At 68.5% G+C, this 14119-nt stretch carries 10 protein-coding genes; 5 read left to right on the top strand and 5 right to left on the bottom strand.

What is annotated here, in order from left to right; translation table 11 throughout:
- Positions 1–83: 83 nt before the first annotated feature.
- The 3 genes from AC1Q5B_RS08560 to AC1Q5B_RS08550 all read left to right on the top strand — a co-directional run bounded on the left by AC1Q5B_RS08560 (position 84) and on the right by AC1Q5B_RS08550 (position 3821).
- Positions 84–2126, top strand: a complete 2043-nt coding sequence (locus AC1Q5B_RS08560) for an oxidoreductase (protein WP_492631263.1) — start codon at positions 84–86, stop codon at positions 2124–2126.
- Between the two features lie 399 nt (positions 2127–2525).
- Positions 2526–2981 carry a cell wall hydrolase gene (locus tag AC1Q5B_RS08555; protein WP_062352321.1) on the top strand — a complete coding sequence of 152 codons (456 nt, stop codon included), beginning with the start codon at positions 2526–2528 and terminating at the stop codon, positions 2979–2981.
- A gap of 228 nt (positions 2982–3209) precedes the next feature.
- A complete protein-coding gene (locus AC1Q5B_RS08550; RefSeq protein ID WP_492631262.1) occupies positions 3210–3821 on the top strand; it encodes a glutathione S-transferase family protein in 612 nt (203 codons plus the stop codon).
- A gap of 21 nt (positions 3822–3842) precedes the next feature.
- On the opposite strand, the gene AC1Q5B_RS08545 is transcribed toward AC1Q5B_RS08550, so the two are convergent.
- From AC1Q5B_RS08545 to prpB, 3 genes are all read right to left on the bottom strand, one after another.
- Positions 3843–4340 (bottom strand): hypothetical protein, encoded by a 498-nt coding sequence (locus AC1Q5B_RS08545; RefSeq protein WP_492631261.1) that lies wholly within the window; start codon positions 4338–4340, stop codon positions 3843–3845.
- Positions 4341–4512: 172 nt separating this feature from the next.
- A complete protein-coding gene (prpC, locus tag AC1Q5B_RS08540) occupies positions 4513–5667 on the bottom strand; it encodes a bifunctional 2-methylcitrate synthase/citrate synthase (protein ID WP_492631260.1) in 1155 nt (384 codons plus the stop codon).
- A gap of 14 nt (positions 5668–5681) precedes the next feature.
- A complete protein-coding gene (prpB, locus tag AC1Q5B_RS08535; RefSeq protein ID WP_492631259.1) occupies positions 5682–6566 on the bottom strand; it encodes a methylisocitrate lyase in 885 nt (294 codons plus the stop codon).
- A 148-nt stretch (positions 6567–6714) separates the two neighbouring features.
- Here prpB and AC1Q5B_RS08530 point away from each other — a divergent pair, with 148 nt between their 5' ends.
- A complete protein-coding gene (locus tag AC1Q5B_RS08530) occupies positions 6715–7941 on the top strand; it encodes a citrate synthase family protein (RefSeq protein WP_492631258.1) in 1227 nt (408 codons plus the stop codon).
- Between the two features lie 87 nt (positions 7942–8028).
- Complete coding sequence (locus AC1Q5B_RS08525) at positions 8029–9429, top strand: M14 family zinc carboxypeptidase (protein WP_492631257.1); 1401 nt, start codon at positions 8029–8031, stop codon at positions 9427–9429.
- A gap of 3 nt (positions 9430–9432) precedes the next feature.
- On the opposite strand, the gene prpE is transcribed toward AC1Q5B_RS08525, so the two are convergent.
- Positions 9433–11445 carry a propionate--CoA ligase gene (prpE, locus tag AC1Q5B_RS08520; RefSeq protein WP_492631256.1) on the bottom strand — a complete coding sequence of 671 codons (2013 nt, stop codon included), beginning with the start codon at positions 11443–11445 and terminating at the stop codon, positions 9433–9435.
- A 110-nt stretch (positions 11446–11555) separates the two neighbouring features.
- Complete coding sequence (locus AC1Q5B_RS08515; RefSeq protein ID WP_492631255.1) at positions 11556–14012, bottom strand: S9 family peptidase; 2457 nt, start codon at positions 14010–14012, stop codon at positions 11556–11558.
- Positions 14013–14119: the final 107 nt, after the last annotated feature.

Below are 14119 nucleotides of genomic sequence, written 5' to 3'. Positions count from 1 at the left end.
GCTCAGGCCACCACCGCGCTTGCGTGCCCCCGGGATTCGCGGCATCGTGCGCCCACCCATACGCACGCGTATCCACTGCCCGCATGACGTCGACCGCCGCCGCCACCGACCCCTCGCCTTACCCGCACCTGTTCGCCCCGCTGGACCTGGGCTTCACCACGGTGCGCAACCGCGTGCTGATGGGTTCGATGCATACGGGCCTGGAAGACCGGGCGAAGGATTTCCCGCAGTTGGCGGCGTACTTCGCCGAGCGCGCGGCCGGTGGCGTGGGGCTGATCGTCACCGGTGGCTTCTCGCCGAACCTGGTGGGCTGGCTGAAGCCGTTCGGCGGCAAGCTGTCGTGGCCATGGGAAGCGCGCCCGCACAAGTTCGTGACGAAAGCGGTCCACGAGCACGGCGCGAAGATCTGCGCCCAATTGCTGCATGCCGGCCGCTATGGCTACCACCCGCTGACGGTGGCGCCGTCGAAGCTGAAGGCGCCGATCAATCCCTTCACCCCGCGCGCGCTGTCGGCCCGCGGCATCGAGCGCCAGATCAACGCCTACGCCAACGCGGCGAAGCTGGCCCGCGACGCCGGTTACGACGGCGTCGAGATCATGGGTTCGGAGGGGTACTTCATCAACGAGTTCACGGCCCCGCGCACCAACAAACGCAACGACGCCTGGGGCGGCACGCCGGAGAAGCGGATGCGCTTCGCGGTGGAGATCGTCCGCCGCGTGCGCGAGGCGGTCGGTCCGGACTTCATCCTCATCTACCGCCTGTCGCTGCTGGACCTGGTCGAAGACGGCAACCAGTGGGAGGAGATCGTCCAGCAGGCCAAGGCCGTGGAAGCGGCCGGCGCGACGATCATCAATTCCGGCATCGGCTGGCACGAGGCGCGGGTGCCGACCATCGTCACCTCGGTGCCGCGTGCGGCCTTCGTCGATGTCACCGCCAAGCTCAAGCCGCACGTGCGCGTGCCGCTGGTGGCGACCAACCGCATCAACATGCCGGACGTGGCCGAGGGCATCCTCGCCGCCGGCAAGGCCGACATGGTGTCGCTGGCACGTCCGCTGCTGGCCGATCCGCAGTGGGCGGCCAAGGCCCGTGCCGGCACGCCGCAGGCGATCAACACCTGCATCGCCTGCAACCAGGCCTGCCTGGACCATGTGTTTGAGAACAAGCTCGCCAGCTGCCTGGTCAATCCGCGCGCCTGTCACGAGACCGACCTCACCTACAAGAAGACGTTCACACCGAAGACGGTTGCGGTCGTCGGCGCCGGCCCGGCCGGCCTGGCCTGCGCCACCGTCGCCGCCGAGCGCGGCCACCGGGTGACGCTGTTCGACGCGGCCGGCGAGATCGGCGGCCAGTTCAACTACGCCAAGCGGATCCCGGGCAAGGAAGAATTCCACGAGACGCTGCGCTACTTCCGCCACCGGCTGGAAGAGACGCGCGTCGACGTGAAGCTGTCCACGCCGGTGACCGCCGCGGACCTCACCGGCTTCGACGAGGTCGTGCTCGCCACCGGCATCACGCCGCGCAAAGTCGCATTCCCGGGCGCGGAGCACGCCAAGGTCGTCAGCTATGTCGACGTGCTGTCGGGCCGGGTAACGGTAGGCGCCCGCGCGGCGCTGATCGGGGCCGGCGGCATCGGCTTCGATGTGGCTGAATACCTGACCCACGAAGGCCATTCGCCGTCGCTGGACCCGAAGCGCTGGATGGCCGAATGGGGCGTGGACCCGACCTTCGAAGCGCGCGGCAGCCTGGTGAAGCCGCAGCCGGAATCGCCGGCGCGCGAGGTCTGGCTGCTTCAGCGCAGTGCCGGCAAGCCGGGCGCCCGGCTAGGCAAGACCAGTGGCTGGGTGCACCGCGCCACGCTGAAGGCCAAGCAGGTGAAGATGCTGGGCGGCGTGGAGTACCTGGGCGTGGACGACACCGGCCTGCGTATCAGGGTAGACGGCGCCGAACACCTGCTCCCGGTCGACCACGTCGTGGTCTGCGCCGGCCAGGAACCGCGCCGCGACCTGCAGGCCGACTTGGTCGCGCGGGGCAGGACGCCGTACCTGATCGGCGGCGCCGACGTGGCGGCGGAACTGGACGCCAAGCGGGCGATCGACCAGGGCAGCCGGTTGGCGGCCGGGCTGTAGCGTCGAGCTTGCTCGACGCCGCACCGCCCGGAAGCATCCGGATGCGGATCAAGAGCAGCGGAGCAAGCTCCGCTCTACGATGGCTTCTCCGGCCGCCTTTTGGGCCTGTGCCTGCGACGTGCCTCACAGTTTCCAGCCAGACGGGTGCCCCCGCGTCAAGCCGGTCCGTTCAGGCCGAGTTGGGACTGCCCCCCCTACCTTGCGCCGACTTTCCGGCCCGCCGCCCAGTTCAGGCGGGCTGAGCCCGGTGCCCGGATCCTTCTGATCCGGCCTTGCCGGTCCCCGGGCAGCCCGTGTGAAGGCTGCCTCCCCATGACGCCCTGCCGCATGTCCCAGGTTTGCCGCTCCCCTCGTGACGGGAGAGGCAGGGGTGCGGGAAAGACGGAGCAAGGAGTTCCCATGAAACTGGCCTGGATCCTATGGCTGTCGCAGATGTTGCCGCAGCCGGCCGCCGATTCGCTTTGCCTCAGCACCACCGTTTATCTGGAAGCCCGCGATCAGACCCTCCGCGGCCAGCAGGCCGTCGCCGAGGTAGCCCTGCGTCGCCGCGACAGCGGCCTGTGGGGCGACTCCGTCTGCTCCGTGGTCACCGCCCGCAAGCAGTTCGCCCCGACCATCGTCGGCCCGAACACCCGCCTGAAGAACCCGGACGCCTGGGCCAAGTCGGTCACCGTCGCCCTCAACGCCGAGCGCAACTGGGCCCTGCCGCCCGGCCAGCGCAAGGAGATCGTGCCGGGCGCCAGCCACTTCATGGCGCACCAGATCGCCAGCCCGAGCTGGCGCAACGCGTACCACGTGGCCACCATCGGCGATCACACCTTCCTGCGCGTGCAGAAACTCAAGCCCCGCTCCTGAGAACAAAAGCGTCAGAACGCGTGACGCAGGACCAGGCCTTCCGTTCACCGAAGCCGAACCCGCATGGCACCTACTCCCCTCTCCCACCATGAGAGGGCAAGGGCTGAGGGTGAGACTGCCGCGATGCCCGCTGTTGATGCGCAAGACGATCCGTTGCGCCGCGCATCACGCCGGAAACATTCCAGGCCCGCGATAATCGCGGGCCTTTCTTGTTCTCGGGGACATCGCATGAAGCTCTACACCAAGCCCGGCGCCTGCTCGACCGCCGACCACATCGCGCTGCAGTGGACCGGCCAACCGTTCGACGTGCAGGTGATGACGGCGGCGGAGATGAAGGAACCGGCCTACCTGGCGATCAATCCGACCGGTGCGGTGCCGGCGATCGTCGACGGCGATTTCGTACTGACGCAGAACGCCGCGATCATGGGCTACATCGCCGACACCTATCCGCAAGCGCATCTCGCCGGCGACGGCTCGCCGCAGCAGCGCGCGCTGGCGGCGAAGTGGCTGGCCTTCGTCAACTCCGACGTGCATCCCGCGTTCCATCCGCTGTTCGGGCCCACTCGCTTCCTGGCTGACGAAACCCAGGCGGACGCCATCAGGGACGCTGCCCGCAAGCGCCTGCGCGGCCTGTATGAAAGCGCGGAGAAACAGCTGGAAGGTCGCGACTGGCTGGCCGGCTTCCGCAGCTTCGCCGACCCCTACTTCTACATCACGCTGCGCTGGGCCGAGCGTACGAACGTGGATCTCGGGGGCCTGCCGAACATCGCCGCGTTCAAGCAGCGCATGGACGCCGATGCCGGCGTGCAGGCCGCCTTGAAGGCCGAAGGCCTGACCTGATCGTGGAGGCGGCAGCGCGCGTCAGACGACCGACGCGCGCACGTCCTCCAGCCAACGCGTGGCGAAGGTGTGGTCGCGCGCCTTCGTCAGCGCGGTCGCCACATCGGGCAGCAACGCCACCAGTTCGTCCGCGTCGGCGCAACGCTCGACCTTCAGTTGCAGGAAGTAACCCTTCAAGCCGATGTACGAACGGATGTCGTCGGTGATGCGCGCATACAGCAGGTTGTAGCGGTCGGCGGGCGTCTTGGTGGCAGCCTGCATCGTGTCGCCCGCCTTCGGCGCCGACACGGTGGCCAGGACCCAGGCCGCGCCCGAGCGCCGTTCGATCAGGCCCTCGGCCGCCAACTGCTGCAACGCATCCTCGGGCGCATGCAGCCCGCTCATCATCGTCCGCAGCTCGTCGTCGTTGCGCTGGCCGTCCACCAGCAACAGGATCGAACGCAGCACCGCCGGCAGCTTGCGCGTGCGCTGCTGGATCTCGTTGCGTCCGGCCTCGGTCTTGCACCACATCGTCTGCATGGCATTCCCCCGCGTCGCACGGCGGGCCCCTCCCGACGGTCGCGACGCACCCCCAGCGTCCGCCAGTAGTACCGCGCCGGAGGCGTTCCGGGCTGCCACGCGGGTCACACAAACGACACGGGGCCGCCCGACCTTCGTCGAAGCGGCCCCGCGGGTCCCTGCCCGACAGAACTCAGCGCTGGTCGATCGGCACGAAGGCCAGATCTTCGGGCCCGGTGTAATTGGCGCTCGGGCGGATGATCTTGCCGTCGATGCGCTGTTCGATGACGTGCGCGCTCCAGCCGCTGGTGCGGGCGATCACGAACAGCGGGGTGAACATCGCCGTCGGCACGCCCATCATGTGGTAGCTGACCGCACTGAACCAGTCGAGGTTCGGGAACATCTTCTTGATGTCCCACATCACCGATTCCAGGCGCTCGGCGATGTCGTACATCTTCATGTTGGACTGCTCGGCCGACAGTTCCTTCGCCACGTTCTTGATCACGTCGTTGCGCGGATCGCCGACGGTGTAGACCGGATGGCCGAAGCCGATCACCACTTCCTTGCGCTCCACGCGCGCCTTGATGTCGGCTTCCGCCTCGTCCGGCGTCTCGTAGCGCTTCTGCACTTCGAACGCGACTTCGTTGGCGCCGCCGTGCTTCGGCCCGCGCAGCGCACCGATGCCGCCGGCGATGGCCGAATGCATGTCGCTGCCGGTGCCGGCGATGACGCGGCAGGTGAACGTCGAGGCATTGAACTCGTGCTCGGCGTACAGGATCAGCGAAGTGTGCATCGCGCGCACCCAGCTGTCCTTCGGCTTCTCGCCGTGCAACAGGTGCAGGAAGTGGCCGCCGATGGAGTCGTCGTCGGTCTCCACGTCGATGGCGCGGCCGTTGTGGCTCCAGTGGTACCAGTACAGCAGCATCGAACCGAGCGACGCCATCAGCTTGTCGGCGATGTCGCGCGCGCCGGGATGGTTGTGGTCGTCCTTCTCCGGCGACACGCAGCCCAGCACGGAGACACCGGTGCGCATCACGTCCATCGGGTGCGCCGACGGCGGCAGTTCCTCCAGCGCGGCCTTCACCGCGGCCGGGATGCCGCGCAGCGACTTCAGCTTGGCCTTGTAGCCGGCGAGTTCGGCGCGGTTGGGCAGCTTGCCGTGCACCAGCAGATAGGCGACTTCCTCGAACTCGCTGGTCGTGGCCAGGTCGAGGATGTCGTAGCCGCGGTAGTGCAGGTCGTTGCCTGTGCGGCCGACGGTGCACAGCGCGGTGTTGCCGGCGGCGGTGCCCGACAGGGCGACGGATTTCTTCGGCTTGAAGCCGGGGACAGGCGTGGTTTCGCTCATGGTGGACTCCCTACTTACTTCTTTGCGGAAAACAGGGCATCGAGCTTCTGCTCGAAGGCGTGGTAACCGATGCGGTCGTACAGCTCTTCGCGCGTCTGCATCGTGTCCACGACGTTCTTCTGGTGGCCGTCGCGGCGGATCGCCTCGTAGACGGTCTCGGCGGCCTTGTTCATCGCGCGGAACGCCGACAGCGGATACAGCTGGATCGCCACGCCGACCGAGGCGAGTTCGTCGCGGGTGAACAGCGGCGTCTTGCCGAACTCGGTGATGTTGGCCAGCACCGGCACCTTCACCGCCTCGACGAAGCGCTGGTAGGTGGGCAGATCGTAGGCGGCCTCGGCGAAGATGCCGTCGGCGCCGGCCTCGACGCAGGCGATGGCGCGCTCGATGGCGGCGTCCACGCCTTCCACCTGGATGGCGTCGGTGCGTGCGATCAGGAAGAAGTCCGGATCCGTCTTCGCATCGGCGGCGGCCTTGACGCGGTCGACCATCTCGCCCTGCGACACGATTTCCTTGCCCGGACGATGACCGCAGCGCTTGGCGCCGACCTGGTCTTCGATGTGGCAGGCGGCGGCGCCGGCCTTGATCAGCGACTTCACCGTGCGCTCGATGTTGAACGCGCTGGGACCGAAGCCGGTGTCGATGTCGACCAGCAACGGCAGGTCGCAGACATCGGTGATGCGGCGGACATCGATCAGCACGTCTTCCAGCGTATTGATGCCCAGGTCGGGCAGACCCAGCGAGCCGGCGGCGACGCCGCCGCCGGACAGGTAGATGGCCTTGTAGCCGGCACGCCTGGCCAGCAGGGCATGGTTGGCGTTGATCGCGCCGATCACCTGCAGCGGCGATTCGGCGGCGAGCGCGGCACGGAAACGGCTGCCAGCGGAGGGAATGCTCATGCGGCGGGAACTCCTCGTGTTCGAAGCCGGCGATCACGGCGATCGGGCCGGACCGGAGGAACGTGAAGGGTACGCCCCTCCTCGGGCGGCAAATCTGGCACCATCCGCAGGGTTGATCAATCTTGATCGAATCAATCAATATTTCCGCATGGCCTCCGCCACCGACCTGCTGACCGCCCGCGAGACCTGCCGCCTGCTCGGCATCAGCCAGGCCACGCTGTACGCCTACGTCAGCCGCGGCCTGCTGGAGTCGCGTCCCGGCAAGGACCACCGCAGCCGCCTGTACCTGCTGCAGGACGTGGAGCGGTTGGCGCAGCGCAAGCAGGTCGGGCGCGGTGCCGCGCGTGGCGCCGCACAGAGCCTCGATCGCGGCCTGCCGGTGCTGGAAACGCGGATCTCGCTGATCCGGCCCGACGGTCCGTATTACCGCGGCCGCTCGGCGATCGCGATGGTGCAGGAAGGCGCCACACTGGAAGACGTCGCCCGGCAGCTGTGGGACGGCGGCGAGGACGACCCGTTCGCCGCTCCTTCGCTGGTGCAATGGCCCGCCGTGGTCGCCCCGCTCGCCTCCGATGCCTCGCTGCCGCCGCTGGAACGCGCCATGGCGGCCATCCCGCTGCTCGCGCTGGACGTGCGCCACTCCTTCAGCTCCGCGCCGCGCGTACGCCATGAGATCGCTGCCGGGCTGCTGCGCCACAACGCGGCGCTGCTCGTCGCCCGACCGCCGTCCGACGCGCCGGTGCACCGCGTGCTCGCGCAGGCCTGGCATCCCGATGACGACGGCTTCGCCGACCTCGTGCGTGCCGCGCTGGTGGTCTGCGCGGACCACGAACTCAACGTGTCCGCCTTCGCCGCGCGCGTGGTCGCCTCCACCGGCGCGCACCTGCATGCGACCGTCTGCAGCGGCCTGGCGGCGTTGTCCGGTCCGCGCCATGGCGGCGCCACCGCCCGCGCCTACGCGCTGATCGGCGACGCCGGCGAAGCACGCTCGCCGCGCGCGTTCATCGCGCAACGCTGGCAGCGCGGCGACGACCTGCCCGGCTTCGGCCATGCGCTGTATCCGCAGGGCGATCCGCGCGGTGCGGAATTGCTGGCGCGCGCCCGTCTGCGCCATGCCGGCACGCGCGAGATGGCTACGCTGGAAACGTTGATCGCCGCGACCGAAGAGATCAGCGGCCTGCGCCCGAACATCGACTTCATGCTCGCGGCGATCTGCCACCTCAACCGCCTGCCCGCGACACCGGCACTGGTGATGTTCGCCGCCGGCCGTCTCGCGGGCTGGCTGGCGCATGCGCTGGAACAGCAGGCGCAGGGCCGGTTGATCCGTCCGCGTGCGCGCTATACCGGCGTGACGCCGCCTGCGACATCGGCGTGATCCACGGGCGTCGGACCGGCCTGCGGGTTTGACATCACCGGCGCATGCGGAGACCCTGCGGTCGTCCGCTTTCCACCTGCTGCTGCAATGCGCCCTGCCCTTGCCCTGTGCCTGCTGCTGACGATGATGATCCCCACCACCATCGCCCGGAACACCGACGCGTCCGAAGCCCCTTCCACGCGTGCGTCGATGCCCGTGCCACCTCCGCCCGCCTGGCTGGCCGATCTCGACGCGCTCTACGACGCGCGGTTGCGCGCCTCCGGACTGGAAGACCGCACGTTCAGCGCCGAACACTGGTGGTCGGTCGCCACGCCACTGCTGGACAAGAAGCGCGGCTTCCACGTCGACGAGATCGGCCGCAGCGTGGAAGACCGTCCGCTGCGCCATGTGCGCTGGGGCACGGGCAAGACGCCGGTGCTGTTGTGGTCGCAGATGCATGGCGACGAAAGCACGGCGTCGATGGCGCTTGCGGACCTGTTCCGCTTCCTCGGCGAGCACCCGGACAATCCGCTGGTGAAGGAACTGCGCGCGAACACCACGCTGCACGTCCTCCCGATCGTCAATCCCGATGGCGCCGCGCGCTTCCAGCGCCGCAACGCGCAGGGCATCGACCTCAACCGCGACGCGCGCATGCTGGCCACGCCCGAGGCGCGCACGCTGAAAGCCCTGTTCGACCGGGTAAAGCCGACCTACGGCTTCAACCTGCACGACCAGCGGGTGGGCTATCGCGCGGGCGACTCGGATCGCGGCACGGCGATCGCGCTGCTGTCGCCGCCCTACAACCATGCCGCCGACGTCAACGACGTGCGCACGCGCGCCATCGAAGTGGCCGGGGTCATCCGCACCGCACTGGAGCCCTATCTCGCCGGCCACATCGCGCGGTGGGACGAGACCTTCGATCCGCGCGCCTTCGGCGACCTGACCACGCAGTGGGGTGCCAGCACCGTACTGATCGAAGCCGGCGGCATCGAGGGCGACGTGCAGAAGCAGCGCCTGCGCAAGCTCTATTTCCTGGGCTTGGTGGCGGCGCTGGACAGCATCGCGACGGGCAACCACACCGGCGTGTCGCCCGCGCTGTACCGCGACCTGCCGGAGAACGGCGACGTCTGGCCGGACCTGGTGCTGCGCGGCGGCACCCTGGCCGTGCCGGGGCATCCGCCGGCGCGCGCCGACCTGCTGGTCAACTTCCGCAATCCTCTGGCCGAGACCGATGGCGCCATCGCCGACGTGGGCGACCTGGGCACGAAGAAAGCGCGCCGCAGCATCGATGCGCGCGGGCTGTTCATCGTGCCGATCCCGGGACATGCCGGCGAACGCACGCGCATCGAGGGCAACGACGATGACGACGAAGAGACGCGATCGCCGGCTGCCCTCACGCCGGGTTCCTCCGCGCGCTTCGTGCTGAGCCGCGACCCGCAGGGCCGCGACGTGGTCTGGACGCTGGATGGCAGCGTCGATCCTGCGACGCCCTCGCCGCCGGATCGCTGAGCGTCAGTTGCCGACTTCGGGGCCGCGCTGCAGCGCGCGCTTCACTTCCTCCAGCGCGTTGGGATCGTCCAGCGTCGAGAGGTCGCCGGGATCGGCGCCCTGCGCCAGTGCCTGCAATGAGCGTCGCAGCAGCTTGCCGGAACGCGTCTTCGGCAGCGCGTTGACGATGTAGACGCGCGCCGGCCGCGCCACCGCGCCCAGGCTCTGCTCGACGGTACGGCGCATGCCATCGGCGGCGCGCACGCGCTCGTGCGGCTCGTCGGTGGCCTGGCGCAACGTGGCGAACACCACCGGCACCTGCCCCTTCAGTTCATCGGCGACGCCGATCACCGCCGCCTCCGCCACTGCGGCGAAGCCGGAAACGGACTCTTCGATCTCGCGCGTGCCCAGGCGGTGACCGGCCACGTTGATGACGTCGTCGGTGCGGCCGAGGATGAAGGTGTAGCCGTCCTCGTCGCGGATCGCCCAGTCCAGCGAGCTGTACAGCAGTTCCTTGAAGTGGCTGAAGTAGCTGGACAGGAAGCGCGCGTCGTCGTTCCAGATCGTCGTCATGCAGCCCGGCGGCAACGGCGGCTGCATCACCAGCACGCCCTTCACGCCGGGCGCGACTTCTTCGCCGGTGCTTTCGTCGATCACCTTCATCCGATACCCGAGATTCGGGAAGCCGGGGGAGCCGAAGCGCACCGGCTTCATGTCCAGGCCCGGCAGCAGCGTCAACGCTGGCCAACCGGTTTCGGTCTGCCAATAGTTGTCGATCACCGGCTTGCCGATCGCGTCGGTGATCCAGTGCGCCGTCGGCTCGTCCAGCGGCTCGCCGGCGAGGAACAGGTACTTCAGTTCGGACAGATCATGGCGCTTGATGAAATCGATGTCGTGCTTCTTCAGCACGCGCACCGCGGTCGGCGACGAGAACATCGTGCGCACGCCGTACTGCTCGCACAGCGCCCACCAGATGCCGGCATCCGGCGTGGTCGGCAACCCTTCGTACAGCACCGAGGTCGCGCCGACGATCAGCGGACCGTAGACGTTGTACGAGTGACCCACCGCCCAGCCGACGTCGGAGGTGGAGAACATCACCTGCCCCGGACCCACGTCGAAGACGGTGCGCATCGACAGCGCCATCGCCACCGCATAGCCGCCGACATCGCGCTGAACGCCCTTGGGCTTGCCGGTGGTACCGGAGGTGTAGAGCAGGTAACTGGGCTCGTTCGATTCCAGCCATTCCACCGGCACCTCGGCATCGCCGACCTGGGCACGCAGGGTGGCGTAGTCCTCGTCGCGGGTGGCGATCTTCGGCTCGGCGGGATCGAGTCCACGCGAGACGATCAGCACCTTGGGCGGCGGCGTGAGCGCCTTCGCACAGGCCTCATCGATCAGCGGCTTGTACGGAATGACCTTGCCGCCGCGGCTGCCGGCATCGGCGGCGATCAGCAGCTTGGGCTGCGCGTCGTCGATGCGCAGGGCCAGGTTGTGCGCGGCGAAACCGCCGAACACCACCGAATGCACCGCGCCGATGCGCGCGCAAGCCAGCATGGCGAACACGGCTTCCGCCATGTTGGGCATGTAGATGACGACGCGGTCGCCGCGACCGACATCGAGCTTCTTCAGTACCGCCGCGAAGGCATTCACTTCGCGGTACAGCTCGCGGTAGGTCAGCTCGCGGGTGACATCGGTTTCGGTGGACACCGCCACCAGCGCCAGTTGATCGCCACGATCGGTGAGATGGCGGTCGACGGCGTTGTAGCAGAGGTTGGTCCGGCCACCGACGAACCAGCGCCGGAACGGCGGCGTCGAGTAGTCCAGTATCTGCCGCGGCGGCACGTGCCAGTGGATCGCCTTCGCCTCCTCGCCCCAGAAGGCCTCGGGCTGCTCGATCGAGCGCCGGTAGACGTCTTCGTATGCCATGCGATCCTCCCAGATGCGGCGACGGGAGCCAGCATAGTCCTGCCCTGCGGCAGCGACCTTCCTACCTTGGTCGCATGGCGCGCCCCAGTGGCGTCGGCGCACGGCATTCATCACGCGCCGCAACGCGCTTCGGGTGGCAAACCACCGCGTCGGGGATGCGCGATGTCGCAAAAAAAACGCCGGACATAGCCCGGCGTTCCGTGTCGCACATGCGGACGCGATTACTTGCGTACCGCCGGCGCCGGCTTCACGTAGCGGTCGAACCAGGCCAGCATCTCGGCGATGAAATGCTCGTTCGACTCCTGCGCCGTGTACCAGTGCGGCTCGAACGGCAGCATCACCAGCCGGGTCGTGCCACCCGTACCGCGGATCGCCTGGAACAGGCGGGGCGACTGCAGGGACTCGGTGCCCGGATTGGCGTCGTCGCTGCCGTGCACGATCAACAGCGGCTCGTTGACCTTGTCGGCGTGGAAGAACGTCGACGCCTGGTCGTAGACCTTCGGCGCCGCCCAGAACGAACGACGTTCGTTCTGGAACCCGAACGGCGTCAGCGTCTTGTTGTAGCCGCCGCTGGACGCGACGCCGGCGCGGAACAGGTCGGCATGCGCCAGCAGATTCGCCGCCATCAGCGCACCGTGGCTGTGCCCGGTGACGCCGATACGATCGCGGTCCACCACGCCCAGCTCGACCGCCTTGTCGACCGCGGCCTCCGCGTTCGCCACCAGTTGTTCCAGGTAGGTGTCGTAGGCCGTCTTCGGGTCGCCGACGATCGGGAACGACGCGTTGTCGATGATCGCGTAGCCCGCCAGCAGCAGCAGGCGGTAGTTCGACAGGCGCGTGAACGTCTGCTCGGAACCGCTCACCTGCCCGGCCTTCGAGGGATCGGCGTAGTCCATCGGATACGCGTACAGGATCGCCGGCACGCGCTCGCCTTCCTTGTAGCCCGGGGGCGTATACAGGGTAAAGGACAGTTCCACGCCATCCTTGCGCTTGTACGTCACCAAGCGCTTCTTGATGTCGCGTACCTGCGGCGTGGGATCCGGGAACCGGGTCAGCGGCGCGCGTTCCGAGCGCAACGTCGCTTCAGCGGGGCCCGCGCCCTCGACGGCCTCGCCCAGCGTGCGGCGTTGCAGGTTGGGCGGATCCGTGGGCGACTGGTACCAGGTGAGCAAGCGACGGGTGTCGTCCCCTTCGAAACCGACGAACACCTCGTACGCGGCCGCATCGCTGCGGAACAGGCGACGCGTGCTGCCGTCCTTGATCGTGTAGCGGTCGAGGAAGGGCCGGTTGCCCTGCGGCGTGGCGCCCATGCCGCTGAGGAACAGCGCACCGTCTTCCTCGCGCAGCACCCAGGCGCCGTTCGGGAGGCGCTCGGATTCCGGATTGCCGGGATCGGCGTACAGCTCATCGCTCGACAGGTCCCACAGCACACGTGCGGGCACGCGCTTGTCCACGTCGACCAACGTCGTGGTCTGCCAGTTCCGGTTCGCGTCGTACTCGTAGGTCAGCGCGCGGCCGCCTTCGCGGAACCACGCGATACCGGCGTAACGCTGCTTCAGGCGCGCGATCTCCTTCGGCTTGGCGGTGAAGGGCGCAGCCAGCATCAGCAGGCGGTCACGGGCCGGCACCTCGTTCTTCCAGTCGCCGCCGTCGAGCGCCTCGGCCCACACCAGCGTCGCCGGCTGGTTCGCGCGCCAGGCATGGTTGCGCGGGCCGGTGGGCACGCCGCGCACGGGGACGCGGTCGGCGACGGGCAGCTTCGTGAGCGGCGCCACGCGACCCGTATTCAGATCGAGCACGCCTAGGTCCTTGGCGAAGCGCTGCCAAGTGGTGACGTAGGAGTACGGCCGCGCCAGCACTTCGACCAGCACGTGGCGCCCGTCCGGCGCGGCGTCGACCATGCCGTAGACCGCCTTGCCGCCCACGGGCGATACCGCGCCCGACTCGGCATCGACCACGGCCAGCCGCGAGGTGGCGTAGTGATCGAACAAGGCCTCGTCCTCGGGGCCGGACAAGGTGTCGCGCGCTTCGTACGTGCTGCTCTCGCCCTTGCCGGCGATGGCCTCCTTGATCTCCGGACCCGGCGGCACGGCTGAACGCTTCGGCGCAGCGCCGAGATCGGCAGGCACCTGTTTCACCAGCAGCGCGGGCTTGTCGCCCAGCCACTGCACGGCACCGCCAAGGATGGTGTTGAGCTTCACGCCCTCGATGCGGCGCACCTGCCCGTCAGCGACCCGGCCCACCCACAACTCCACGCCGGCGTCGGTGGTGTTGTCGAAGGAGAACCGGGTGCCGTCAGGCGACCACGACGGATTGCCCGGGCAGGCACCCGCAGGCAGCGCGACGGCAGTTTCCTTGCCACTGGCCAGCTCCAGCACGCTGAAGCTCTCCAGGCAGGTGCGGATGCCGTAGCCATTGGAGCGGTCGTGGCGGCTGTGGTTGCGCGGCTCGACCCGCACGCCCGCCAGCTTCAGGTACGGCTCCGCCACGCGCGCGATAGGCGGGTACTGCGACTGGCGGATGAGGATCGCGCGCGTGCCCGTGGGATCCAGCGCGGGCGACGGATTGAGCGGCGCACGGAACACCTGCAGCAGCGGTTCCGGCGGCTGCAGGTAGCGCGCCTCCTGCGCCACCGCCAGCGTGGGCATCGCCAGCGCCAACCCCACGACCCACAACATCCTTCCCTTCCGCATCCTGCACCCCCATGAGGAAAACCCGAAAATAACACGACAAAAAAAGGGGTGGCTCGCGCCACCCCTTTCTTGATCGCATGCGCTGTGCATCT

The sequence above is a fragment of the Pseudoxanthomonas sp. GW835-FHT14C01 genome (assembly GCF_058793715.1).
Note: the sequence above shows the minus strand (reverse complement) of the source record. Positions and strands in the feature narration are given on the sequence as shown.

Excerpts from the sequence above, each read along its gene's own strand:
- prpE (WP_492631256.1), bottom strand. The coding sequence starts at position 11,445 with ATGAATGCCGTGCGCCGACGCCACTGGGGCGCGCCATGCGACCAAGGT.
- AC1Q5B_RS08530 (WP_492631258.1), top strand. The coding sequence starts at position 6,715 with ATGGCCTCCGCCACCGACCTGCTGACCGCCCGCGAGACCTGCCGCCTG.
- AC1Q5B_RS08560 (WP_492631263.1), top strand. The coding sequence starts at position 84 with ATGACGTCGACCGCCGCCGCCACCGACCCCTCGCCTTACCCGCACCTG.
- prpB (WP_492631259.1), bottom strand. The coding sequence starts at position 6,566 with ATGAGCATTCCCTCCGCTGGCAGCCGTTTCCGTGCCGCGCTCGCCGCC.
- AC1Q5B_RS08525 (WP_492631257.1), top strand. The coding sequence starts at position 8,029 with ATGCGCCCTGCCCTTGCCCTGTGCCTGCTGCTGACGATGATGATCCCC.
- prpC (WP_492631260.1), bottom strand. The coding sequence starts at position 5,667 with ATGAGCGAAACCACGCCTGTCCCCGGCTTCAAGCCGAAGAAATCCGTC.
- AC1Q5B_RS08545 (WP_492631261.1), bottom strand. The coding sequence starts at position 4,340 with ATGCAGACGATGTGGTGCAAGACCGAGGCCGGACGCAACGAGATCCAG.
- AC1Q5B_RS08555 (WP_062352321.1), top strand. The coding sequence starts at position 2,526 with ATGAAACTGGCCTGGATCCTATGGCTGTCGCAGATGTTGCCGCAGCCG.
- AC1Q5B_RS08515 (WP_492631255.1), bottom strand. The coding sequence starts at position 14,012 with ATGTTGTGGGTCGTGGGGTTGGCGCTGGCGATGCCCACGCTGGCGGTG.
- AC1Q5B_RS08550 (WP_492631262.1), top strand. The coding sequence starts at position 3,210 with ATGAAGCTCTACACCAAGCCCGGCGCCTGCTCGACCGCCGACCACATC.